The following is an 18,048-nucleotide window of genomic DNA, read 5'->3' on the forward strand; positions in this document are numbered from 1 at the left end:
TTTATCATTTATAGTAATATACCTTCAGAGGATACCGATGAGAACACAGATCACAGAGCTGTTCGGGCTGCGGGTCTATACTGATAAGGCCGTCTTTGTCGGGAACGTTGATGACGTCGTGCTCGACGTGGACCAGAAGAAGATCGACTCCCTCGCGGTTGGCGACCTCAACCCCGAGATTGGGGAGGTAAAAGGCTACGCAGGAATGCAGATCCCCTTCCGCATCGTAAAGAGCATCGGAGATATCGTCATCGTCCGTCACATCCCCGGGATCTTCAGGTCGCCGGCAAAAGAGGAGTAACCGGGAAGATCCGGTCTCTCCGGGGATCCTCATACGTCGATAGCATATGGATATCAAAGATCGGGAGATCTTCTCGAACCTCACCATCTTTCCCCCCGTTTTTGTCAGGCTCGACGGCCGGGCCTTTCATCGTCTGACCCGTGCGCTGAACCTTCAAAAGCCGTTCGATCCCGCCTTCAATGCCAGCATGCGGTCGGTCTGCCGCTACCTCCTCACGGAAAGCGGCCTTACGCCCGCGTTCGCCTACACCTTCTCCGACGAGATCAGCCTCTACTTCCGGACGCTGCCGTTCTCCGGGCGGGTGGAGAAGATCGATTCGGTGACCGCCGCGGTTGCGGCGAGCGCGCTGACGATCGAGCTTGGATGCGTCGAACCCCTCGCGTTCGATGCTCGGACCATCCCCGCGGCCGGGGATTTTGCGGTCGAGTACCTCGTATCAAGGCAGAACGAGGCGTGGCGGAACCACATCAACGCCTACTGCCAGAGCGCTCTGGTCGATGAGGGGATGAGCCCCCGGAAGGCCGCCGCCGCGCTCAAGGGGCTGCAGTCCGAGGCGATGCACGAGATGATGTTTGAGCGGGGCGTCAATCTGGCGGCGACCCCGGCCTGGCAGCGGCGGGGGACGTTCCTCTACCGCGAAGAGTGTGTAAAAGAGGGGTATAACCCCCTGACGGCCGAGACCGTCGAGACGAAGAGGACCTGCATCCGGGAGCCGGAGGAGACGCCCCTCTTCTCCAGCCCGGAGGGCGCTGCCCTGATCCGCTCACTCACCGGCACGTGAGATGCCGATCTGCATCTGCACGCCTTCCACGTCCCAGTCCTTCTCGAGCGCAAAGGGTTCTGCCGGTCTCTTTCCGTCTGCGTGCCGGACGGTGAGGGCAGCAGCCCGCACCTCCCCGGCGATCTCGTTCTGCCACTCCTCTTCCCCGACGAGCGAGGCTACCCGCCCATCGGCGATCTCAACGGCCGCAACGATGAAGTCGTTGACGTTCAGGTCCAGTTGCCGGCGCATATCCTGTATCCGCCGGATCACCTCGCGAGCGTAGCCCTCGGCTTCGAGCGCCGGCGTGAGGGTGACGTCGACGTAGACCGTCGCATCCTTCATGGGGGCGGAAAAGACGCCCGTGGGGAGGGCTTCTGCGAAGGTGACATGCCGCGCGGTGATCTCGTAGCCGTCGATCGTGGCCTTTCCGTCCCGCTCGATAGCGGCCTTCAGGGCGGTGCCGTCCGCGCTCTCGATCAGCGCCTTGACCTTCGGGCCTTCTTTGCCGAACTCCGGGCCGATCGCCCGCATCACCGGTTCGGCCTGCCAGAGGATCCGGTCCCATGTCCCCGTAACGACCCTGACCGCCCGGGCGTTCGCCCGGGCCAGGGCAAGGGCGTTTAAGTCCTGGAGCGCCGTCTTCACCTCAACGCTTTCGGTGACGACCACGGCCTCGCCGACCGGCCACCGGAGTTTCCGCTTCCCGGCCTGCCGGGCAGTGGCGACCGCGTCGTCGAACGACTGGACGACCCCCATGTCGGCCTCCAGATGCGCATCGATCAGGGAGTCTTCCGCCTCCGGCCAGTCGAGCATGTGGACACTCTCCGGGTCTCCCTCGAGGCGGAGGTTCTGGTAGATCTCCTCGGCGATATGCGGGGTAAACGGCGCGAGGAGCGTCGTTAAGCGACGCATGACGTAGTAGGAGGTCTCGTAGGCGTACCGCTTCCCCGGCGAATCCTCCTCGAGCCACATCCTCGGCCGAACGAGCTGCACGTACCAGCGAGAGAGGTCCTCAAGGATGAAGGCGGCAAGCGCCCGGGTCTCCCGGTGGAGGTGATACTCCTGCATATCGTCGTTCATGGCCCGGGCGAGCGAGTTTACGCGGGAGACGATCCAGCGGTCCTCCTCCGGCATCTCCCCGATGTGGGCCCGGACAAACGACCCGTCCCACCGCCCACCGTCACCGGCCGCGGGCTCAAACGCGTCAAGGGCCATGTACGGGAGCGGGAACCGGTAGACGTTCCAGAGGATGTTGAGCGTCCGGTGGACGGTCTTCACGCCGTCCCAGTTGAACTTCAGGTCGTCCCAGGGGGCGTTCGCCCAGAGGACGTAGAACCGGAGGACGTCGACGCCGAACTGGTTCATCACCTCTTCGGGCGTCACCACGTTCCCGATGCTCTTGCTCATCTTGCGCCCTTCGGCGTCGAGAGCAAACCCGTGCATCAGGACACTCTTGTAGGGGGCGCGGCCGAACGCCACGGTGCTCGCCCCGAGCTGGGAATAGAACCAGCCCCTGGTCTGGTCCTGCCCCTCGGTGATGAAGTCCGCCGGCCAGTAACGGTCGAAGGCCTCACGCTGCCGGGGAAACCCGAGGGTCGCCCAGGACGCGACCGCCGAGTCGAACCAGACATCGAAGATGTCGGCCACCCGGCGCATCTCGCCGCCGCAGGAGCACGGGATGGTGACCTCGTCCACGTAGGGTCTGTGGGGGTCGGGGATCGTTGCCCCTGAGCGTTCCTCGAGTTCTGCGATGGTGCCGATGACGGTGTACTCGCCGCACTCCTCGCAGTGCCAGATGGGGATGGGGATCCCCCAGTAGCGCTGCCGCGAGATGCACCAGTCCCGGGACTCCTTGACGAAGTCGTGGAACCGGGCGCTGCCCGCCCACCCGGGGTACCACTTCACCTTCGCGATCTCATCGAGCATCTCGCCGCGGATGCTGGTGGCCTTCAGGAACCACTGTGCCGTCGCCCGGTAGATGATGGGGGTCTTGCACCGCCAGCAGTGGCCGTAACGGTGGGTGATCGTCCGCCGGGCGAGGAGGTAGCCGCCGAGCGCGTCGACGACGACGTCGTTTGCGTCCCGGACGTACATGTCCGCAAACGCTCCTGCCGCCGGGGTAAAGCATCCGCCGGCGTCGACCGGGCAGAAGACCTCAAGATCCTCCTTGATCCCGACCAGGTAGTCATCCCACCCGTGGCCGGGGGCGATGTGGACGAGGCCGGTGTTCTCGAGCGTGACGTAGTCGGCCGCCACGACCCGGTGCCGGATCTCCGCCTGGTGCGGCACGTGGCCGGCGAGCGGAGATGTATACTCCATCCCGACGAGACCGCTTCCCGGGACCTTCTCGATGACCGTGTAGTCTTGATACCGGCCCATCTTCAGGACGGGCTCGACGAGTTCGTCGGCGATCCAGAGGATCTCTTCGTCGTTGTCCTTCTTCGCCCGAACCCGGGCGTAGGTGAACGCGAGATTGATCGCCACCGCCACGTTTGCGGGCAGGGTCCAGGGCGTCGTCGTCCAGATCACCAGGTACTCGTTCTCGCGCCCGACGACGGGGAACTTGACGAAGATGGATGGGTCGGTCTCGTCCCAGTACTCCACCTCCGAGTCGGCGATCGCCGTCTCGCACCGGGGACACCAGTTCACGACCCGGTGGCCGCGTTCGAGGAGCCCGCGTTCGTCGGCCCGCTGGATCGCCCACCACGCGGACTCGATGTAGCCCGCATCGATGGTCTGGTAGGGGTTATCGAAGTCGAGCCAGACACCGAGCTTCCGGAACTGGTCGCTCATGATCCCCATATGCGTCACCGCGAACGTCCGACACTGTTCGATGAACGCAGCGATGCCGTACTCCTCGATGTCCTTCTTGGAGGTGAACCCGAGCTGGTGCTCCACCTTCACCTCGATGGGGAGGCCGTGCATGTCGTAGCCGGCCCGCTCGATGACGTCGGCGCCCCGCATCCGGTGGTAGCGGAGGATGGTATCTTTTATGATCTTATTCCAGGCGGTGCCGAGGTGGATGTGGCCGGTGGTATACGGCGGCCCGTCGACGAAAAAGAACGCCTTTCCATCATTCCTCAGAGCCTGGACGCGTGCATAGATATTCTCGTTCTTCCAGTAATCCTGGACTCGCGTCTCGATATCGCGCGGGTTATAACTGCTGGTGACTTCTTTCACCTGGTATCCCTCATCGTCACACTCTGGTGTACCGTTTGTTGCCGTGGGACAAAGTATTTTGTATGTGTCCCGGGTGCCCCGCAGGGCAGCCGGGGCAGGAGCACCGCAGGTGTGACTCGCGTCGGGCCGAAGGGCCGTAGCGGTAGCACCGCCGGGTGCGACTTGCGACGGGCCATCAGGGCCGGAGCAGGAGCACCGTTAGGTGCGACTTGCGACTGTCGGAACGACAGGAGCATGAGAAGCCATCAGGCTTCGAAGTGCGACGTTCCGGTAGGAACGGAGTTCAACCTCTCCTTGGGTGCCCCGCAGGTTGCGACTTGCAACTGTCGGAACGGAGTTCAACCACCCGGGTGCCCCCCGTGCCGGGCCTTTATCCCCTCACAACCCCGACTTCTCCTCCATGCAGATCGCCGTCATCGGGAGGGGGGACTGCTCCAGCGAAGAATACGCAACAGCGGAGGCCGTTGGCCGTCTCATCGCCCGGAATCGCGTGATCGTCTGCTGCGGCGGCCTCGGCGGGGTGATGGAGGCCGCCTGCAGGGGCGCAAAAGAGGCCGGCGGGACGACTGTGGGCATCCTGCCGGACACCGGAGAGGGGAACCCCTACCTCGACGTGGTGATCCGGACCGGCATGGGTCACGCGAGGAACGTCGTCCTCGTCAACTCGGCGGACGCGGTGATCGCCGTTGGGGGCGGGTACGGCACGCTCTCGGAGATCGCCGTTGCCCTCAAGACCGAAAAACCGGTCTTCGGCCTCCTGACCTGGGAGATAGAAGGGGTGCGGGCCTGCGCCGGGCCCGAGGAGGCGGTCAGCCTCGCAGTCCGCGCAGGACGCCGGTCTCGCCCGTCTCGTAGCCACCGAGGTCCCGGAGGATCTGCTTGAACGCCTCCGAAGAGACGGTCTCTACCAGGGCCGCGATCCGGGGGTCGTCGAGCATCGCACGGTGCATCACGAGCTCGTAGCGCTCCGTCGCCACCGGGACGAAGGAAAGATCGAGCGCCTTTGCGGCACTGTAGACTCCCATGCCCGCGTCCACCTCCCCGGTCCGGACGGCAAGGGCCACTGCAAGGTGGGTCGTCGCCTCGCGCTCGTAGCCGGGGATGGATGTTGCGTCGATGCCGCGCTTCGCGAGGCAGTGGTCGAGAAGGATCCTGGTCCCCGACCCCTTCTGCCGGTTGATGAACGTCCGCCCGGGCAGGTCGTCGAACCCGAGCCCGTCGCGGGAGATGACCCCCTGCTGCCGTTCCGCCACACAGAGGAGGGCGAGGTCCGCGCCGGGCATGTAGCGCTCAAGGTAATGGGTGTTGTAGGTGCCGTCGGGGGCGAGGAGGTGCATCGGGGCCGCGTGACACTCCTGCTTTTTGAGCGCGATCACCCCGCCCATGCTCCCGAGGTGGGTGGAGTGGAGGTCGACGCCGCGCGGCCGGACCTGGTCGGCCAGGTAGTCGAGGGCCGGGTCGTGGCTGCCGGTGATGAGCACCGCTTCCTCAGCCTCCGCGCAGGGGACAGTGAGCCGGACGTTAACGGTCTCTCCTGCCTCGGCGCCCTCCTTCTGCGATGGGATCTGGAGGTAGCCGTTCGCCCGGACTGCGCTCATCTGGATACCCGCGCCCCGTGACTGGGGCACCGCCACCCAGCGGTCGCCGATATTTCCCACCGAGAGGAGGACGAACTCGTCGGTCCCGATATCCGACTGGAGGGTCGTGGTCAGCCGGGCCTCGACGCGCTCCCCCTCCCGGGTGGGGAGACCGTAGCGGGCGACGAGCGGCAGGACGATCTCCCGGAGCACGGTCGCCGCCGCAAGAGGATAGCCGGGAAGCCCGATCACCGGCTTCCCGTCGATCCGGCCGATGATCACCGGCTTTCCGGGCTTGATGGCGACCCCGTGCGCCAGCACTTCGCCGAGGTCCCGGACGATCTCTGCGGTGTAGTCGCGGGTCCCGGCGGACGACCCGGCCGAGACGAGCAGGATATCGTTCTCGGCGACGCCGCGCCGGACGGCCTCCCGGATCAGGTCGTAGTCGTCCGGGACGATTGGGTAGCGATGCGCCTCCACGCCCGCCTCCGTGAGGACCGCCGCGGCCATCAGGGTGTTGCTCTCTACGACCTTCCCGGGCGGCGGCATCTCACCCGCCGGCACCAGCTCGCTCCCGGTGGGGATCAGGCCGGCCCGGACGTTTTCGACCGCGACCTCCGTCACCCCGTAGTTTGCGAGCGCTCCCACGTCCTGGGGCCGGATCCGGTGGTGTGAGGGGAGAATCATCTCCGATTCTCCAATATCCTCGCCGACCGGGCGGATGTGCTGCCAGGGGCTGACCGGCTTTCGGACGGTGTAGGTCTCGCCGTCGTGACGTTCCGTGGGAGCGGAGCGGGAGAAGTCGTCAGACTTCGACTCGACCCAGACGTCCTCGATCATCACCACCGCATCGTAGCCGGGCGGGACAATGTTCCCCGTGTTGACCCGTGCCGCTTCCGGGAGGGTCACCGGGTGCTGCTCGCTCGCCCCGTGGGTATCGGCGCTTCTCGCCGCGATCCCGTCCATCGCCGAGAGGTGGATGGCGGGGACCGAGAACCGGGCGAATATGGGCGCGGCGGTTATCCTCCCGACCGCTCCGGAGGTCACCGGGACCCGGACGACCCCCGGGACCGCCGCAAACGAGCGCTCCACGAGCGCTCGCGCCTCAGCGAGCGATATGACCGAGAGGTAGCGCTTCACCACAGGATCACCTCCACCTTCTCGCCGACCTCGAGCCCTTCGCTCGATGCCGGGACCCGTACTAGCCCCTCGCTCTGCACCAGGGTGTTGAGGAGCCCCGACTTCCCGAAGACCGGCGTCGCCTCCCCGTTCCTGAGGCTGACCCGGACGTAGTCCTCCCGCCCGCGGGCGGAGGGAACATTCTGCTTCAGCCGTGCGCGGACGGTCCGCCGGGAGACGGCAGTATCAAGCATCGCCGCGAGCAGGTGGTCAACTATGGCGACGAGCACGACATAGGCCGAGGCCGGGTGACCGGGGAGACCGATGACCGGTTTGCCCCGGGCCGTCCCGATGATGGTGGGTTTTCCGGGTGCGAGGGCGATCCCGTGGACCAGCACCTCGCCGAGTTCCGCGATGACCGCGGCGGTGTTGTCCCGCTCGTCCTTGGAGGACCCCCCCGATACCAGGACCGCGTCGCATTGATCGAGCGCCGAAGCGACCGCCCCCCTCAGCACCGTACGATCGTCCCTGACGATCCCGAAGTAGACCGGGTGGCAGCCTCGTTCCGTCACGAAAGCCCCGGCAAGGTAGGAGTTCGCGTCCCGCACTTCGCCCGGCCCCGGGGTCTCGACGACGGGGACGAGCTCGTTTCCTGTCGATATGATCCCGATTTTGGGGCGCTTCACCACACTCACCCGGTCGGAGCCGACCGCCGCGGCGACGCCGATATCCCGGGGTGAAAGGATGCGACCACGTGCGAGGGCCATCTCCCCTGCCTTGAAGTCCTCGCCCCGAAAGACCACGTTCTCGCCGGGCGCTACCGGGCGGTGCACCAGGATCTCGTCGCCGATCTGCTCGGCATGCTCGATCATCACCGCCGCGTCAGTGCCCCCGGGGAGAGCGCCGCCGGTGGGGACGTATCGGCACGATCCCGGGGAGATCGCCCCCGCATCTACGCTTCCCATCCCGACCCGGCCCTGGCACTGGAGCATCGCCGGGATGGCCTCGGAGGCACCGGTGGTCTCGGCCGCGGCGACTGCGTAGCCGTCGACCGTCGACCGGTCAAACCCGGGGATATCGATATCGGCAGCAACGTCCCTCGCGAGAACCCGGTGCAGGGCGTCCTCGAGCGGGACCTCCTCATACCCGGGCGGTGGCGCGATCCTCCGGACCGCCTCCACGGCCTCGCTGACCGAAACGACTTCGAGGAAGAGGCTCATTTGAAGCAGCCCAGCTGGCAACCCCGGATCTTCAGCCTGGGCTCGCGCTGGTTGCAGTACCGGGCGATATCCATCTTCGGAATGTCGTATTTCTCCGAGATCTCGAACGCCTGCGGGCAGGTGATCTCGTCCGTTATGCCGTACGCTTCAAATGCTTTCCGTATCTTCTCTCTGTCCATAGTACCAACATGGTTCGCTTGCAGGCAGATAGGATTTACTGTCAGGCTGATCGGCACTACCATTTAGCGTGCCGCCCGTCTAAGATAGATACCGATGCGGATCGCGCTGATCAATTCAAGAGAGGATGTTGCGGGAGTGAATATCAGGCACCACCTTGAGATCCTGCTCGCGGAGGGCGGGGAGTGGCCGCTTGCGAACCGGCATACGCTGACGTTTTGCGAGGTCGGGGGAAGACTGATCTACCAGGACCGGATCGACGAAGAGGTCGACGCCGACCTGATCATCTTCATCTCCCGGCACGCGAGCGCGCAGCCAATGCCCGCCCTGACCGTGCACGTGACCGGCAATTATGAGACCGCCGACCTCGGCGGGGAGCCGGAGACGCTTGCGCCGGCAGCCCCCGCGTGGATGCATGCCGTCCTGAGGAACCTTGCCGCCCGGGCCCCGGAGGGCTACCGGGTCTCCTACGAGGTGACCCACCACGGCCCGACGGCGCTCAGGACCCCGTCGCTCTTCGTCGAGATCGGGTCCACCGCCACTGAGTGGGCCGACCCGGCCGCCGGGAGAGCGGTGGCAGAGAGCATCCTCTCCGCGGCGCCGGAGGAGACGATCAATCTTATCGGCTTTGGCGGAACCCATTACGCCGTGCGGCAGACTGAGATCGCTCTCTCCTCACGGGGCGCCTTCGGCCACATCGTCCCGGCCCGGCAGATCCGCGCCGTCAACCCCGGTCTCATCTTGCAGATGCAGGAGGCGAGCTCTGCCGTGGCCGCCCACATCGACCAGAAGTCACTTGCCACCAGCGAGGTCAGACGGATCGAGCGGATGCTCGACGATGCCGGGGTTCTTCTCCTCACCGAATCGGAGATCCTGGAGGCCGCGGGTCTTGCATGGGCGAGCTACCTCAGGGTCAGGTCCCTCGTCGGGGAGATCGCTCCGGGGTCACGCGTCCATATCCACGATCTTGCAGGGGGAGGGACCCCCGTTGCGGTCCGGGTCTCTCCCGATCTGGTCGAAGAAACCGTAAAAATCGACAAAGTCGGGTTCCTTGCCGCACTCGACAAATTACCGGTAGCCCATCTCTCAAAAGGATCGACCGAGGTTGTACCGACGTTCATCACCTTCGAGGAGATGTCCTCCCAACTCGCAAGAGATATAACTACCCTGTGTGTAAAACTCTTACTTATCTGTGAAAATGCTGTTATCGACGGTGATCACCTCGTCCTCCGGAAGGTGCGGTTCGACCCCGAGAAGGCGCGCATGCTCGGGGTCCCGAAAGGACCGCTCTTCGGCATGCTTGCCGGTGGGAAAGCGGTCGAGATCGAGGGACGGAAGATAACACCCGATGCAGTGCAGACAACCAGCGCAAAGCGGATACATATCCCGGGATTGGAGAGGTACATATGAAATCTATCGTAGAAGAGGCACTTTCACGGGCACGAGAAGAGCAGCGCTTTGCTGAACCCGTAGAGGTCGACAAGGATCTTGAAGATATCCTTATGGAACTCCGGACCGAGATCGCGGTCGTCGGATGCGGGGGCGGCGGTTCGAACACGATCACCAGGATGGCGGAGGAAGGCATCAATGGGGCGCGGCTGATCGCCATCAACACCGATGCCCAGCACCTTATCCGGACACGGGCAGAGACCCGTATCCTGATCGGAAGGCAGAGGACCCGCGGCCTTGGCGCGGGCTCGATCCCCCAGGTCGGCGAGGAAGCGGCCCTCGAGAACGAGGACGACATCAAGCGGTCCGTCGAGGGGTGCGATATGGTCTTCATCACCACCGGGCTTGGGGGCGGCACCGGCACCGGCTCCGCACCCGTAGTTGCAAAGTCCGCCCGCGAGGAGGGCGCGCTGACCATCGCCGTGGTCACCCTGCCGTTCACTGCCGAAGGCGCCATCCGCGGGCAGAACGCCGAGGCCGGCCTCGAGAGGCTCCGCGAGGTGGCGGATACCGTCATCGTCGTCCCCAACGACCGCCTGCTCGAGGTCGTTCCCCGTCTCCCGCTCCATGCAGCCTTCAAGGTCTCCGACGAGGTGCTGATGCGGGCGGTCAAAGGCATCACCGAGCTCATCACGATGCCCGGGCTCGTCAACCTTGACTTCGCCGATGTCCGGACCGTCATGGAACGGGGAGGCGTTGCGATGATCGGGATGGGTGAGAGCGACAGTGAAGATAAAGCCGCCGACTCGGTCAAGAAAGCGCTGCGCTCCCCACTGCTCGACGTAGATATCTCCGGGGCGACCGCGGCGCTCGTCAACGTGGTCGGCGGACCCGATATGACCATGTTTGAGGCTGAGGCCGTCATCCAGGAGGTCTACGACCGCATCGATCCCGACGCCCGGATCATCTGGGGTGCTCAGGTCGACCCCGAGATGCAGGGCAAGATGCGGACGCTGCTCGTCGTCACCGGTGTGCGGTCACCACAAATATATGGGAGAAACGAAAAGAGTATGCCGCGCATGATGAAACAGTTTGAGATCGACTTCCTGAAGTGAGCCGGTATGATGGATTATAAAGAGAAGTTTGAGGACGTAAAATCGTTCAAGATCGAAGAGGAACTCTTCAAAAAGTACTGGCGTGTGCTGAAACTGGCACGGACCCCGACCCGGGACGAGTTCTCCAAGATCGCTATCGTGGCGGCTGCCGGGATCCTGCTCATCGGTCTTGTCGGCTTTGTTATCTACGAGATTATGTTAATGTTGCCTAAATGATGGATATGGCTGACAGCGTAAACAGGGTATATGCAATAAAGACGACCGCAAAGCAGGAGCGGACGGTTGCCGACAATATTGAGAAGGTGACCCGCGAGCAGAAAGACATCCACGTGATGGCCGTCATGGTCCCCGAGGAACTGAAAGGCTACGTCCTCGTGGAGAGTCCCGACTCCATCGCCAGGATCGAACAGCTGGTCGAGTTGATTCCCCACGCGCGCGCGGTGGTGCAGGGCTCGACCGCTCTCTCGGAGGTCGAGCATTTCCTGGTGCCGAAACCGGTGGTCAGCGGCATCACCGAGGGCACCATCGTCGAGATCATCGCCGGCCCCTTCAAGGGCGAAAAAGCGGTCGTCAAGCGTATCGATACCGGGAAGGAAGAGATCACGGTCGAACTCTACGAGAGCATGGTTCCTATCCCGATCACCGTTCGCGGCGATTCCGTTCGCGTCGTGGAGCGGTCGGAAGACATGAACTGAAACGTCATCACTCCACTTTTTTTCTCCTGATTGGGGTCGTTGCCCCGCTGTTGATCCGACTCTTCTCGATCGGGCGCGCCCGATCGTGCGGGAGGGGCCCGGCGCTGGAAAGGAACCGCCCTGCACTATATGTGAACTACCCCGCGCTCTCGGGCGGGGCTTCCTGCTTCATGGCCAATACTTGCATCACAGCGATGTGATGTAGCGGTATCGGCTCTACAGGCTCAAAGGGCTGTTCCATCCCCATGCGGTGAATATTCACCGCAGCATTATAGTCTCGATCGGCAATGAACCCACAGTACGGACAATCGTGGACTCTCTCGGAAAGCGTCTTTTTCACGATACTCCCACAGTTCGCGCACAGCTGCGTTGTATCCCGGGGATCGATCTGAATGAAGTTCGTACCAGCACTTTCAGCCTTGTACGAAAGATACGAAAAGAATCGTCCCCATGACGCACTGTGGATACTTCTACGGAGCCCGCGAGATTTGCCGTTCTCTTTAAGATACTTGATATTCAGGTCTTCGACGCAAATCGTCGCATAGGTGTCAGTGTACTGACGGGAGAGTTTGTGCAGGAAATCGTTCTTCTGGTTCGTGATATGCTCATAGACCTTCTCCAGCCTGCATTTCGCCTTCTTCCAATTCTGCGAAGATCGCTTCTTCCGGGCAATACTCTGGTGTAACTTCTTGATCCGGTCAAGTGAGTGCTCATAGAACCGGGGATTCTCAATCACTGCACCGTCACTATCGACTGCAAACGAATCCAACCCGACGTCGATGCCGACTGAACGCCCTTCACGCTTCGATGCAGACACTGTCTGCTCTGCCTGAATAATCACATGCCACCGCTCTCCAGAACGGGTGATCAGAATACCCTTCACGTTGCCCGAGTAGGGCCGGTGCATGTTGAAGGGGATTGTTCCAATCTTCGAGAATGTAATCCTGCTCTGTTCCCGGTCAATCTTGAACCCGGACTGGTTGTAATTGAGCGTCCGGTACCGGACTGCACTTTTGAACCTGAGTTTGCCGATTTTGCATCCTCTCTTCTTCGTCTGTGAGAGCGCGGGGATGTTGCTCCAGAGGGTATAGTTCACCATCTGGAGTGTTTTTGAATACACGCTTTTCAGGGTTGGATTCTCCTCTTTCAGCGTGACGATCCGCGCCTGCATTCCTCGCATCGTCGGAGTGATCCCGGTCTCCCGTGCGGTATTACACTCTTCAAGGAGTTTGTTATAGAGCCATCTACAGGTATCGAGAGCTGCGTTGAGCCGCACCTCGGTGATTGCATCTGGATACGCTCGATACTTGTAGGAAATGAGCATAGACAACAGGATAGTTCATCTGAAATAAGATATACTTGATCCGTGCAGGGTGAAAGTGAAGAAGGACGGCTCCGCTTCACGGAAGATGCTTCGCATATTCCTGTCAGGCACAACCCCGCGGGTTGTGCCGTGTCATCCCCGATCTCTCGACCGGGGACTTCTCGCTCCGCCCCTTCACCTCCACAAGGGTTAAATTCTCTTACGCTGACCTTAGATAACCCAGGCAACTATTCCCCTGAGGAATAAGCTGGAGAATTTGTATGGCAGAAACGGTCGAGGTATTGGTACCCGGTGGCAAGGCAACAGCAGGCCCGCCTCTCGGGCCTGCTCTTGGACCTCTTGGTATCAACGTGAAGGCAGTCGTCGACGAGATCAATAAGAAGACGGCCGATTTCAACGGCATGCAAGTGCCGGTGACGGTCACGGTCGACGATAAGCGAAACTTCACGATTGATGTGGGCATTCCGCCCACGACGGCGCTCGTCATGAAAGAGGCCGGTATCACGAAGGGGTCTGCAGAGCCGGGTGCTTTGGTGGCGGGAGATCTGCCGCTGGAGGCCGCTGTCCGTATTGCCCGTATGAAGTTTGATGGGATGCTCTCGTACGACCTGAAATCCGCGGTCAAAGAGGTCGTGGGAACGTGCGTGAGTGTCGGTGTCACCGTCGAGGGTATGAAACCCCGCGAGATGATCCGGGCCATCAACGACGGAGCATACGACGGCGTACTCGTCGCATAGATGTCAGACAACCATAGAAGATCATGAGGTCGTGTACTATGGAGGCAAAGGATGGTTGATAAAACCAATATACAGCAGGCCGTGACGACGGCCCTCTCAAAGGCTCCGGAACGGAAGTTCAAGGAGAGCGTGGATATCACCGTCAACCTCAGGAATATCGATATGTCCCAGCCCAAGAATCGTATCGATGAGACGATTCTCCTTCCGAACGGTTTTGACAACGTCAGGATCGCGGTTCTCGGGAAGGGCGACATCACCACGCAGGCAAAAGAGGTCGACGTGGACCTTATCATCGGACCTGAGGAGATTGAGCGGCTCGGGGGAGAACCCCGGGAAGCGCGTAAGGTGGCGGAAGAGTACCAGTTCTTCCTTGCCGAGACGGCAATGATGCCTCTCGTCGGCCGGTATCTCGGTGTCAGGCTCGGCCCCCGCGGCCGAATGCCTATGCCGGTTCCGCAGGGAATGGATATCCGGCCCATCGTCCAGCGTCTGAGGAGTTCCGTCAAGATCCGGACGAAGGACAAGAAGGTCTTCCACGCGAAGGTCGGCTCGGCCGGGATGGATCCCGCGGAGATCGCTGAGAATATCGATGCGGTCCTCCGGAGGGTCGAGTCGGTTCTCGAGAGCGGGGCACTGAACATCCACTCGGTCTACGTGAAGACGACCATGGGGCCGGCAGTGAGGGTGATCTGATGGCACTCTATACGCACCACCTGCCCAGGTGGAAGAAGGAAGAGGTAGACGAGATCAAGCGTGGTGTCGAGGAGCACACGCTCGTCGGCGTTGTGGACATGTACGGCATTCCCGCCTCGCAGGTCCAGCACATCCGGAGGAACCTCCGCGGAACGGCGAGGGTGAAAATGGCCCGGAACACGCTGATCGAGCACGCCCTCACCGAACTCGGCGGCAACGTCGGCGGTCTGAAGGATCACGCCGAGGGCCAGAGTGCCCTGATCTTCACGAACGAGAATCCGTTCAAACTCTTCAAGCTGCTGGAGAAGACGAAGACCAAGATGGCGGCGAAGCCCGGCGAGACGGCTCCCGAGGATATCGTCGTCCCCAAGGGTCCGACCACCTTCAAGCCAGGCCCCATCGTGGGCGAGCTCCAGCAGGTGGGCATTCCCGCAGCCATCGAGGGCGGAAAGGTCAAGATCCGTGAGACGAAGACCGTCGTGAAGAAGGGCGAGGTCATCAACAAGAAGGTTGCCGACGCGCTCGTGAAACTCGGTATCAAGCCGATGGACGTTGGTCTCGTCCTGCAGGCCGCATACTACAGGAGCACCATCTTCACGCCGGACCTCCTCGCTATCGATGAAGAGGCCTACGCGAACAACCTCGTGCTTGCTGCCCAGCAGGCGTTCAACCTCTCGGTCAACGCCGTCATCCCGACCCCGCTGACGATCAGCGCGATCATCGGCAGGGCGGTTCGCGAAGCCCGGAACGTGGGCGTCGAGGCGGCCATCTACGAGAAGGGTGTCGTCGACCTGATCATCGGACGGGCACAGCGGGAGATGCTGGTCGTCGCGCTCGCGGCGCAGGGCCACGGGTTCGAACTCGATGAGGCGACCCTGAAGGCTGCCTCAGCCGCAACTGCTGCAGCCCCCGTTGCAGCCCCGGCGGCAGCCGAGGCAAAGCCCGAGGAAGAAGAGACGGAAGAGGAGAAGAAGGAAGAGGAGGAAGAGAGCGGCATGGCCGGTCTCGGTGCCCTCTTCGGCTAATACTTTATCAGACAATCAAAGGTGAATGAACTATGGAGTATATCTACGCTGCACTGCTCCTGCACAACGCAGGCAAGGATGTAACTGAAGAGAATGTGACTGCTGTCCTGAACGCGGCCGGTGTCGAGGCCCAGGATGCCCGCGTGAAGGCGCTCGTCGCCGCACTCGAGGACGTGAACATCGAGGAGGCCATCAGCAAGGCCGCCGTCGCGCCCGTCGCCGCTGCACCCGCCGCAGCCGCTGCCCCTGCAGCGGCCGCCGCGCCCGCAGCCGAGGAAGAGGCCGAGGAAGAGTCCAAGAAGGAAGAGGAAGAAGAGAGCGGCATGGCCGGTCTCGGTGCCCTCTTCGGCTAAATCTTTTTTTTGCCGGCGGTTTGCCGGTAGCCGTTACAACATAATTCTTCCGGAACCTTCTCCGGTAGGCCACGCCATGAGTTGTATCTCTCTTTCCTGCCACTATTCGGGCCGGCGGGATGTATGGGTAACTGTGACCGGAGCGGTTTGAGACCTGGAGTGGGAGAACGGGGGAGGTGCAACGCTCCCCCGGATAAGGGATTCTATTCTTTCTTTCCGGCCGTCTCACAGCGCCGGGATCTTCTCGACGAAGTAGTAGGCGATCTTTGCCGCATCCCCGATATCGACCGCGCCGTTCTCATTGAAGTCGGCGGCGGGGTCGGCCGCGGCCTTCCCGACGACCATATGCGCGACAAAGGCGACGTCGCCGATGTCCACTTTGCCGTCTCCTTTGAAGTCACCTTTGAGGCGTGTGACGGCGATGTAATCGGGCCGGGAGAGCGTGTCCGAGCCGTCCGCGGTGCTGACCGTGAGGTTCACGGTGTAGGTGCCCGGTGTTCTGTAGGTATGGACCGGGTGCTGCTCCGTCGAGGAGTTGCCGTCGCCGAAGTCCCAGAGCCAGGTGGTCGGGTCGCCGGTGGAGAGGTCAGTGAACTGAACCGTGAATGGTACCGTGCCGGCGGTGACGTTCGCGGTGAAGTTCGCCGCCGGTATCGATACCGGGACAGCCCGCTGACGGAGGCTGGTGATGACGTGGTCGTTCTGGGTGCATGACCACTCGCAGGGGGTCGCCGAGGAGAATGCGACACTGCTGACGTTATCCGGGAGGAGCTCCGCAGGAAGGGTCACTGCGGTTCCCGCGGGCGCAACCGCCGACGCCGAGTTCTTGACCTCCCAGACCGTACAGGCCGGGGCATAGATTACCGTCCGGAGGGGGTTGACTTCCACTGCACAGGAGAGGGTATACTGCCGGCCGGTTTCAATCGCGGATCGGTCGATCGTAAACTGGATTCTTGTGTTCTCATCGCTAAGCCCGAGGAGAGGCAGGTCGGTCGAGATCGTGGCCGGGACGATCGCGGCCCCGACATCGTCGGTCCCGGCGCATTCTAACCTGCCCCAGAGGTTGTCGAGGTCGTCGACGGTATCGAAGGTCATCTTCAGGGTGACCTGCTGGATGCCACTTTCGGTGAACGTTGTCCGGTTGCAGGATCGCTCCAGCGTTACGCTGGAAGTCCGAGGTGCAAAGACCGACGTCGTTGCCGCGGTCGAGAGCGTCATACCAGGGCCAATCTCGGTTGACGGGGGGAAGGTCCAGGTCACCCGTGTCCCGTCGATCTCCGTAGCGGGCTCGGTGCTGATAATCTCCGGCGCATCGAGGACAAACGAGAGGTTGCCGAGGATGTTCTCCTGGTTGCCCGGGGGATTGACCGCACTCATGTAATACCCCAACTGGCAGGGAGCTGCGCCGCTTGCGATGGTGTCGTTCGCCGTGCCCCTGTTGTAGTTGACGTTGAAGATGAGTTCGGCGCGGGGGAGCGGCTGCTGCACCTGGATGTAGTGCTCTTTTGTTACCGTGTCGTTTGCGTTGCCGTTCGATACCGTGAGTGCAACGGAATAGTTGCCGGGAGAAGTGTAGGTATGGACCGGGTCCTGCTCGGTCGAGGTGTTGCCGTCGCCGAAGGTCCAGCGCCAGGAGGCCGGATCACCGGTCGAAGTGTCGGTGAACTGCACGGTGAGCGGGGCGATACCGGCGGTGACATTGGCGGTGAAGTTCGCCCGTGGGCCCGAGTCAGTGACTTCGAAGTTCAGCGTGGCATAGATATCATCGACACCCGGCGAGTCGAGGGCGTTGATGAGCGCAGTTACGGCGTCGGAGGCCTGCAGGTCGGTGAGTGTCACGTTACCGATGCCTTCTCCGTAGATCACTCCGTTGGCGGGGTCGGCCATGACCCCGAAGTCGTAATCCACCGGGTGCTGGACAACCAAATAGTACTGCCCCTCCTGCAGCATATCGGTATGTAGGACGCCCTCGAAGGTGCCGTCGGCTTCAACGCTCCAGAATTGTGTCTCCAGCGCTCCATCATAACGGCCGTAGTAGTCCGGGCCGAAGATCCAGAGCTGCACACTGGACGGGTTGCCGGTTGCGGTCCCGTTGATCCAGAGCTCGTCGCCCGGGGCGATGGTGGCGCTGGAGGCTGTGGCGGTGATGGTGGGGGGCTGGAACCGGATTGTGGTCGTGGCGTACACGGCATCGGAGAGATGGGCTTCGTCCCGGGGAGCGGAGACAGCGTAGATGGTGTACGTCTCCTCTTCAAGAAGTCCGCCACGCACATATTGAGTGTCCCACCGGTACTCCCACGAATCGTCGATCTCGACATACCTGGTGGTAAATGTCGACGGGTTATCGTTGACCACAGGTATTGACAGGTTCATGAGGTTT

General features: G+C 62.4%; 17 protein-coding genes. 11 read left to right on the forward strand and 6 right to left on the reverse strand.

From position 1 onward, the window contains the following. The first annotated feature begins 37 nt into the window (after positions 1-37). Together PLN84_RS03425 and PLN84_RS03430 are read left to right on the forward strand one after the other, a co-directional pair. Positions 38-301 (forward strand): PRC-barrel domain-containing protein, encoded by a 264-nt coding sequence (locus PLN84_RS03425; protein ID WP_292382966.1) that lies wholly within the window; start codon positions 38-40, stop codon positions 299-301. A 46-nt stretch (positions 302-347) separates the two neighbouring features. Next, complete coding sequence (locus PLN84_RS03430; RefSeq protein WP_348531902.1) at positions 348-1,082, forward strand: tRNA(His) guanylyltransferase Thg1 family protein; 735 nt, start codon at positions 348-350, stop codon at positions 1,080-1,082. Here PLN84_RS03430 and ileS read toward each other — a convergent pair. Continuing rightward, positions 1,065-4,244 (reverse strand): isoleucine--tRNA ligase, encoded by a 3,180-nt coding sequence (gene ileS, locus PLN84_RS03435; RefSeq protein ID WP_348531903.1) that lies wholly within the window; start codon positions 4,242-4,244, stop codon positions 1,065-1,067. The genes PLN84_RS03430 and ileS overlap by 18 nt on opposite strands. 400 nt (positions 4,245-4,644) lie before the next feature. On the opposite strand from ileS, the gene PLN84_RS03440 reads away from it, so the two are divergent. Further along, positions 4,645-5,127, forward strand: coding sequence for a TIGR00725 family protein (locus PLN84_RS03440; protein ID WP_292382961.1), 483 nt, complete (start codon positions 4,645-4,647; stop codon positions 5,125-5,127). On the opposite strand, the gene PLN84_RS03445 is transcribed toward PLN84_RS03440, so the two are convergent. The 3 genes from PLN84_RS03445 to PLN84_RS03455 are packed head-to-tail and all read right to left on the reverse strand — an operon-like array spanning position 5,054 to position 8,339. Further along, positions 5,054-6,964: a molybdopterin biosynthesis protein gene (locus PLN84_RS03445; protein ID WP_292382959.1), complete on the reverse strand. Its 1,911-nt coding sequence runs from the start codon at positions 6,962-6,964 to the stop codon at positions 5,054-5,056. The genes PLN84_RS03440 and PLN84_RS03445 overlap by 74 nt on opposite strands. After that, a complete protein-coding gene (gene glp, locus PLN84_RS03450; RefSeq protein WP_292382957.1) occupies positions 6,958-8,160 on the reverse strand; it encodes a gephyrin-like molybdotransferase Glp in 1,203 nt (400 codons plus the stop codon). Before glp ends, PLN84_RS03445 begins: the two co-directional genes overlap by 7 nt. After that, entirely contained in the window at positions 8,157-8,339 is a 183-nt protein-coding gene (locus PLN84_RS03455) for a hypothetical protein (protein ID WP_292382955.1), read from the reverse strand. The genes glp and PLN84_RS03455 overlap by 4 nt, the downstream gene beginning before the upstream one ends. Before the next feature lie 94 nt (positions 8,340-8,433). Here PLN84_RS03455 and PLN84_RS03460 point away from each other — a divergent pair, with 94 nt between their 5' ends. Genes PLN84_RS03460 through PLN84_RS03475 form a run of 4 tightly spaced genes read left to right on the forward strand, consistent with a single transcriptional unit; the run spans position 8,434 to position 11,536 of the window. Continuing rightward, on the forward strand, positions 8,434-9,747 hold the full coding sequence (locus PLN84_RS03460; RefSeq protein WP_292382953.1) for a D-aminoacyl-tRNA deacylase: 1,314 nt from the start codon (positions 8,434-8,436) through the stop codon (positions 9,745-9,747). Beyond that, positions 9,744-10,841 (forward strand): cell division protein FtsZ, encoded by a 1,098-nt coding sequence (gene ftsZ / locus PLN84_RS03465; RefSeq protein WP_292382952.1) that lies wholly within the window; start codon positions 9,744-9,746, stop codon positions 10,839-10,841. Before PLN84_RS03460 ends, ftsZ begins: the two co-directional genes overlap by 4 nt. Before the next feature lie 6 nt (positions 10,842-10,847). Then, the gene (locus tag PLN84_RS03470; RefSeq protein ID WP_292382950.1) at positions 10,848-11,057 is read left to right on the forward strand and encodes a protein translocase SEC61 complex subunit gamma; all 210 of its coding nucleotides are present in this window, start codon (positions 10,848-10,850) and stop codon (positions 11,055-11,057) included. Between the two features lie 5 nt (positions 11,058-11,062). After that, positions 11,063-11,536: a transcription elongation factor Spt5 gene (locus tag PLN84_RS03475; RefSeq protein WP_292382949.1), complete on the forward strand. Its 474-nt coding sequence runs from the start codon at positions 11,063-11,065 to the stop codon at positions 11,534-11,536. 136 nt (positions 11,537-11,672) lie between these two features. On the opposite strand, the gene PLN84_RS03480 is transcribed toward PLN84_RS03475, so the two are convergent. Beyond that, the gene (locus tag PLN84_RS03480; RefSeq protein ID WP_292382948.1) at positions 11,673-12,860 is read right to left on the reverse strand and encodes a transposase; all 1,188 of its coding nucleotides are present in this window, start codon (positions 12,858-12,860) and stop codon (positions 11,673-11,675) included. A 260-nt stretch (positions 12,861-13,120) separates the two neighbouring features. On the opposite strand from PLN84_RS03480, the gene PLN84_RS03485 reads away from it, so the two are divergent. The 4 genes from PLN84_RS03485 to rpl12p are packed head-to-tail and all read left to right on the forward strand — an operon-like array spanning position 13,121 to position 15,668. Then, positions 13,121-13,597 (forward strand): 50S ribosomal protein L11, encoded by a 477-nt coding sequence (locus tag PLN84_RS03485; protein ID WP_292382946.1) that lies wholly within the window; start codon positions 13,121-13,123, stop codon positions 13,595-13,597. Between the two features lie 51 nt (positions 13,598-13,648). After that, positions 13,649-14,290: a 50S ribosomal protein L1 gene (locus PLN84_RS03490; RefSeq protein WP_292382944.1), complete on the forward strand. Its 642-nt coding sequence runs from the start codon at positions 13,649-13,651 to the stop codon at positions 14,288-14,290. Then, a complete protein-coding gene (locus PLN84_RS03495) occupies positions 14,290-15,315 on the forward strand; it encodes a 50S ribosomal protein L10 (protein WP_292382942.1) in 1,026 nt (341 codons plus the stop codon). Before PLN84_RS03490 ends, PLN84_RS03495 begins: the two co-directional genes overlap by 1 nt. A 32-nt stretch (positions 15,316-15,347) precedes the next feature. Next, on the forward strand, positions 15,348-15,668 hold the full coding sequence (rpl12p, locus tag PLN84_RS03500; protein WP_348531904.1) for a 50S ribosomal protein P1: 321 nt from the start codon (positions 15,348-15,350) through the stop codon (positions 15,666-15,668). A gap of 225 nt (positions 15,669-15,893) precedes the next feature. Here the strand turns inward: rpl12p and PLN84_RS03505 are convergent, their stop codons facing one another. Next, positions 15,894-18,041, reverse strand: a complete 2,148-nt coding sequence (locus PLN84_RS03505) for a PKD domain-containing protein (RefSeq protein ID WP_348531905.1) — start codon at positions 18,039-18,041, stop codon at positions 15,894-15,896. Positions 18,042-18,048: the final 7 nt, after the last annotated feature.

Origin of the sequence: Methanoculleus sp., assembly GCF_035363275.1 — an archaeon.
Lineage (GTDB): Archaea > Halobacteriota > Methanomicrobia > Methanomicrobiales > Methanoculleaceae > Methanoculleus.

Coding starts and splice junctions, on each gene's coding strand:
- PLN84_RS03425 (WP_292382966.1), top strand. CDS start 38: ATGAGAACACAGATCACAGAGCTGTTCGGGCTGCGGGTCTATACTGAT.
- PLN84_RS03430 (WP_348531902.1), top strand. CDS start 348: ATGGATATCAAAGATCGGGAGATCTTCTCGAACCTCACCATCTTTCCC.
- PLN84_RS03440 (WP_292382961.1), top strand. CDS start 4,645: ATGCAGATCGCCGTCATCGGGAGGGGGGACTGCTCCAGCGAAGAATAC.
- glp (WP_292382957.1), bottom strand. CDS start 8,160: ATGAGCCTCTTCCTCGAAGTCGTTTCGGTCAGCGAGGCCGTGGAGGCG.
- PLN84_RS03455 (WP_292382955.1), bottom strand. CDS start 8,339: ATGGACAGAGAGAAGATACGGAAAGCATTTGAAGCGTACGGCATAACG.
- PLN84_RS03460 (WP_292382953.1), top strand. CDS start 8,434: ATGCGGATCGCGCTGATCAATTCAAGAGAGGATGTTGCGGGAGTGAAT.
- ftsZ (WP_292382952.1), top strand. CDS start 9,744: ATGAAATCTATCGTAGAAGAGGCACTTTCACGGGCACGAGAAGAGCAG.
- PLN84_RS03470 (WP_292382950.1), top strand. CDS start 10,848: ATGATGGATTATAAAGAGAAGTTTGAGGACGTAAAATCGTTCAAGATC.
- PLN84_RS03475 (WP_292382949.1), top strand. CDS start 11,063: ATGGCTGACAGCGTAAACAGGGTATATGCAATAAAGACGACCGCAAAG.
- PLN84_RS03480 (WP_292382948.1), bottom strand. CDS start 12,860: ATGCTCATTTCCTACAAGTATCGAGCGTATCCAGATGCAATCACCGAG.
- PLN84_RS03485 (WP_292382946.1), top strand. CDS start 13,121: ATGGCAGAAACGGTCGAGGTATTGGTACCCGGTGGCAAGGCAACAGCA.
- PLN84_RS03490 (WP_292382944.1), top strand. CDS start 13,649: ATGGTTGATAAAACCAATATACAGCAGGCCGTGACGACGGCCCTCTCA.
- PLN84_RS03495 (WP_292382942.1), top strand. CDS start 14,290: ATGGCACTCTATACGCACCACCTGCCCAGGTGGAAGAAGGAAGAGGTA.
- rpl12p (WP_348531904.1), top strand. CDS start 15,348: ATGGAGTATATCTACGCTGCACTGCTCCTGCACAACGCAGGCAAGGAT.
- PLN84_RS03505 (WP_348531905.1), bottom strand. CDS start 18,041: ATGAACCTGTCAATACCTGTGGTCAACGATAACCCGTCGACATTTACC.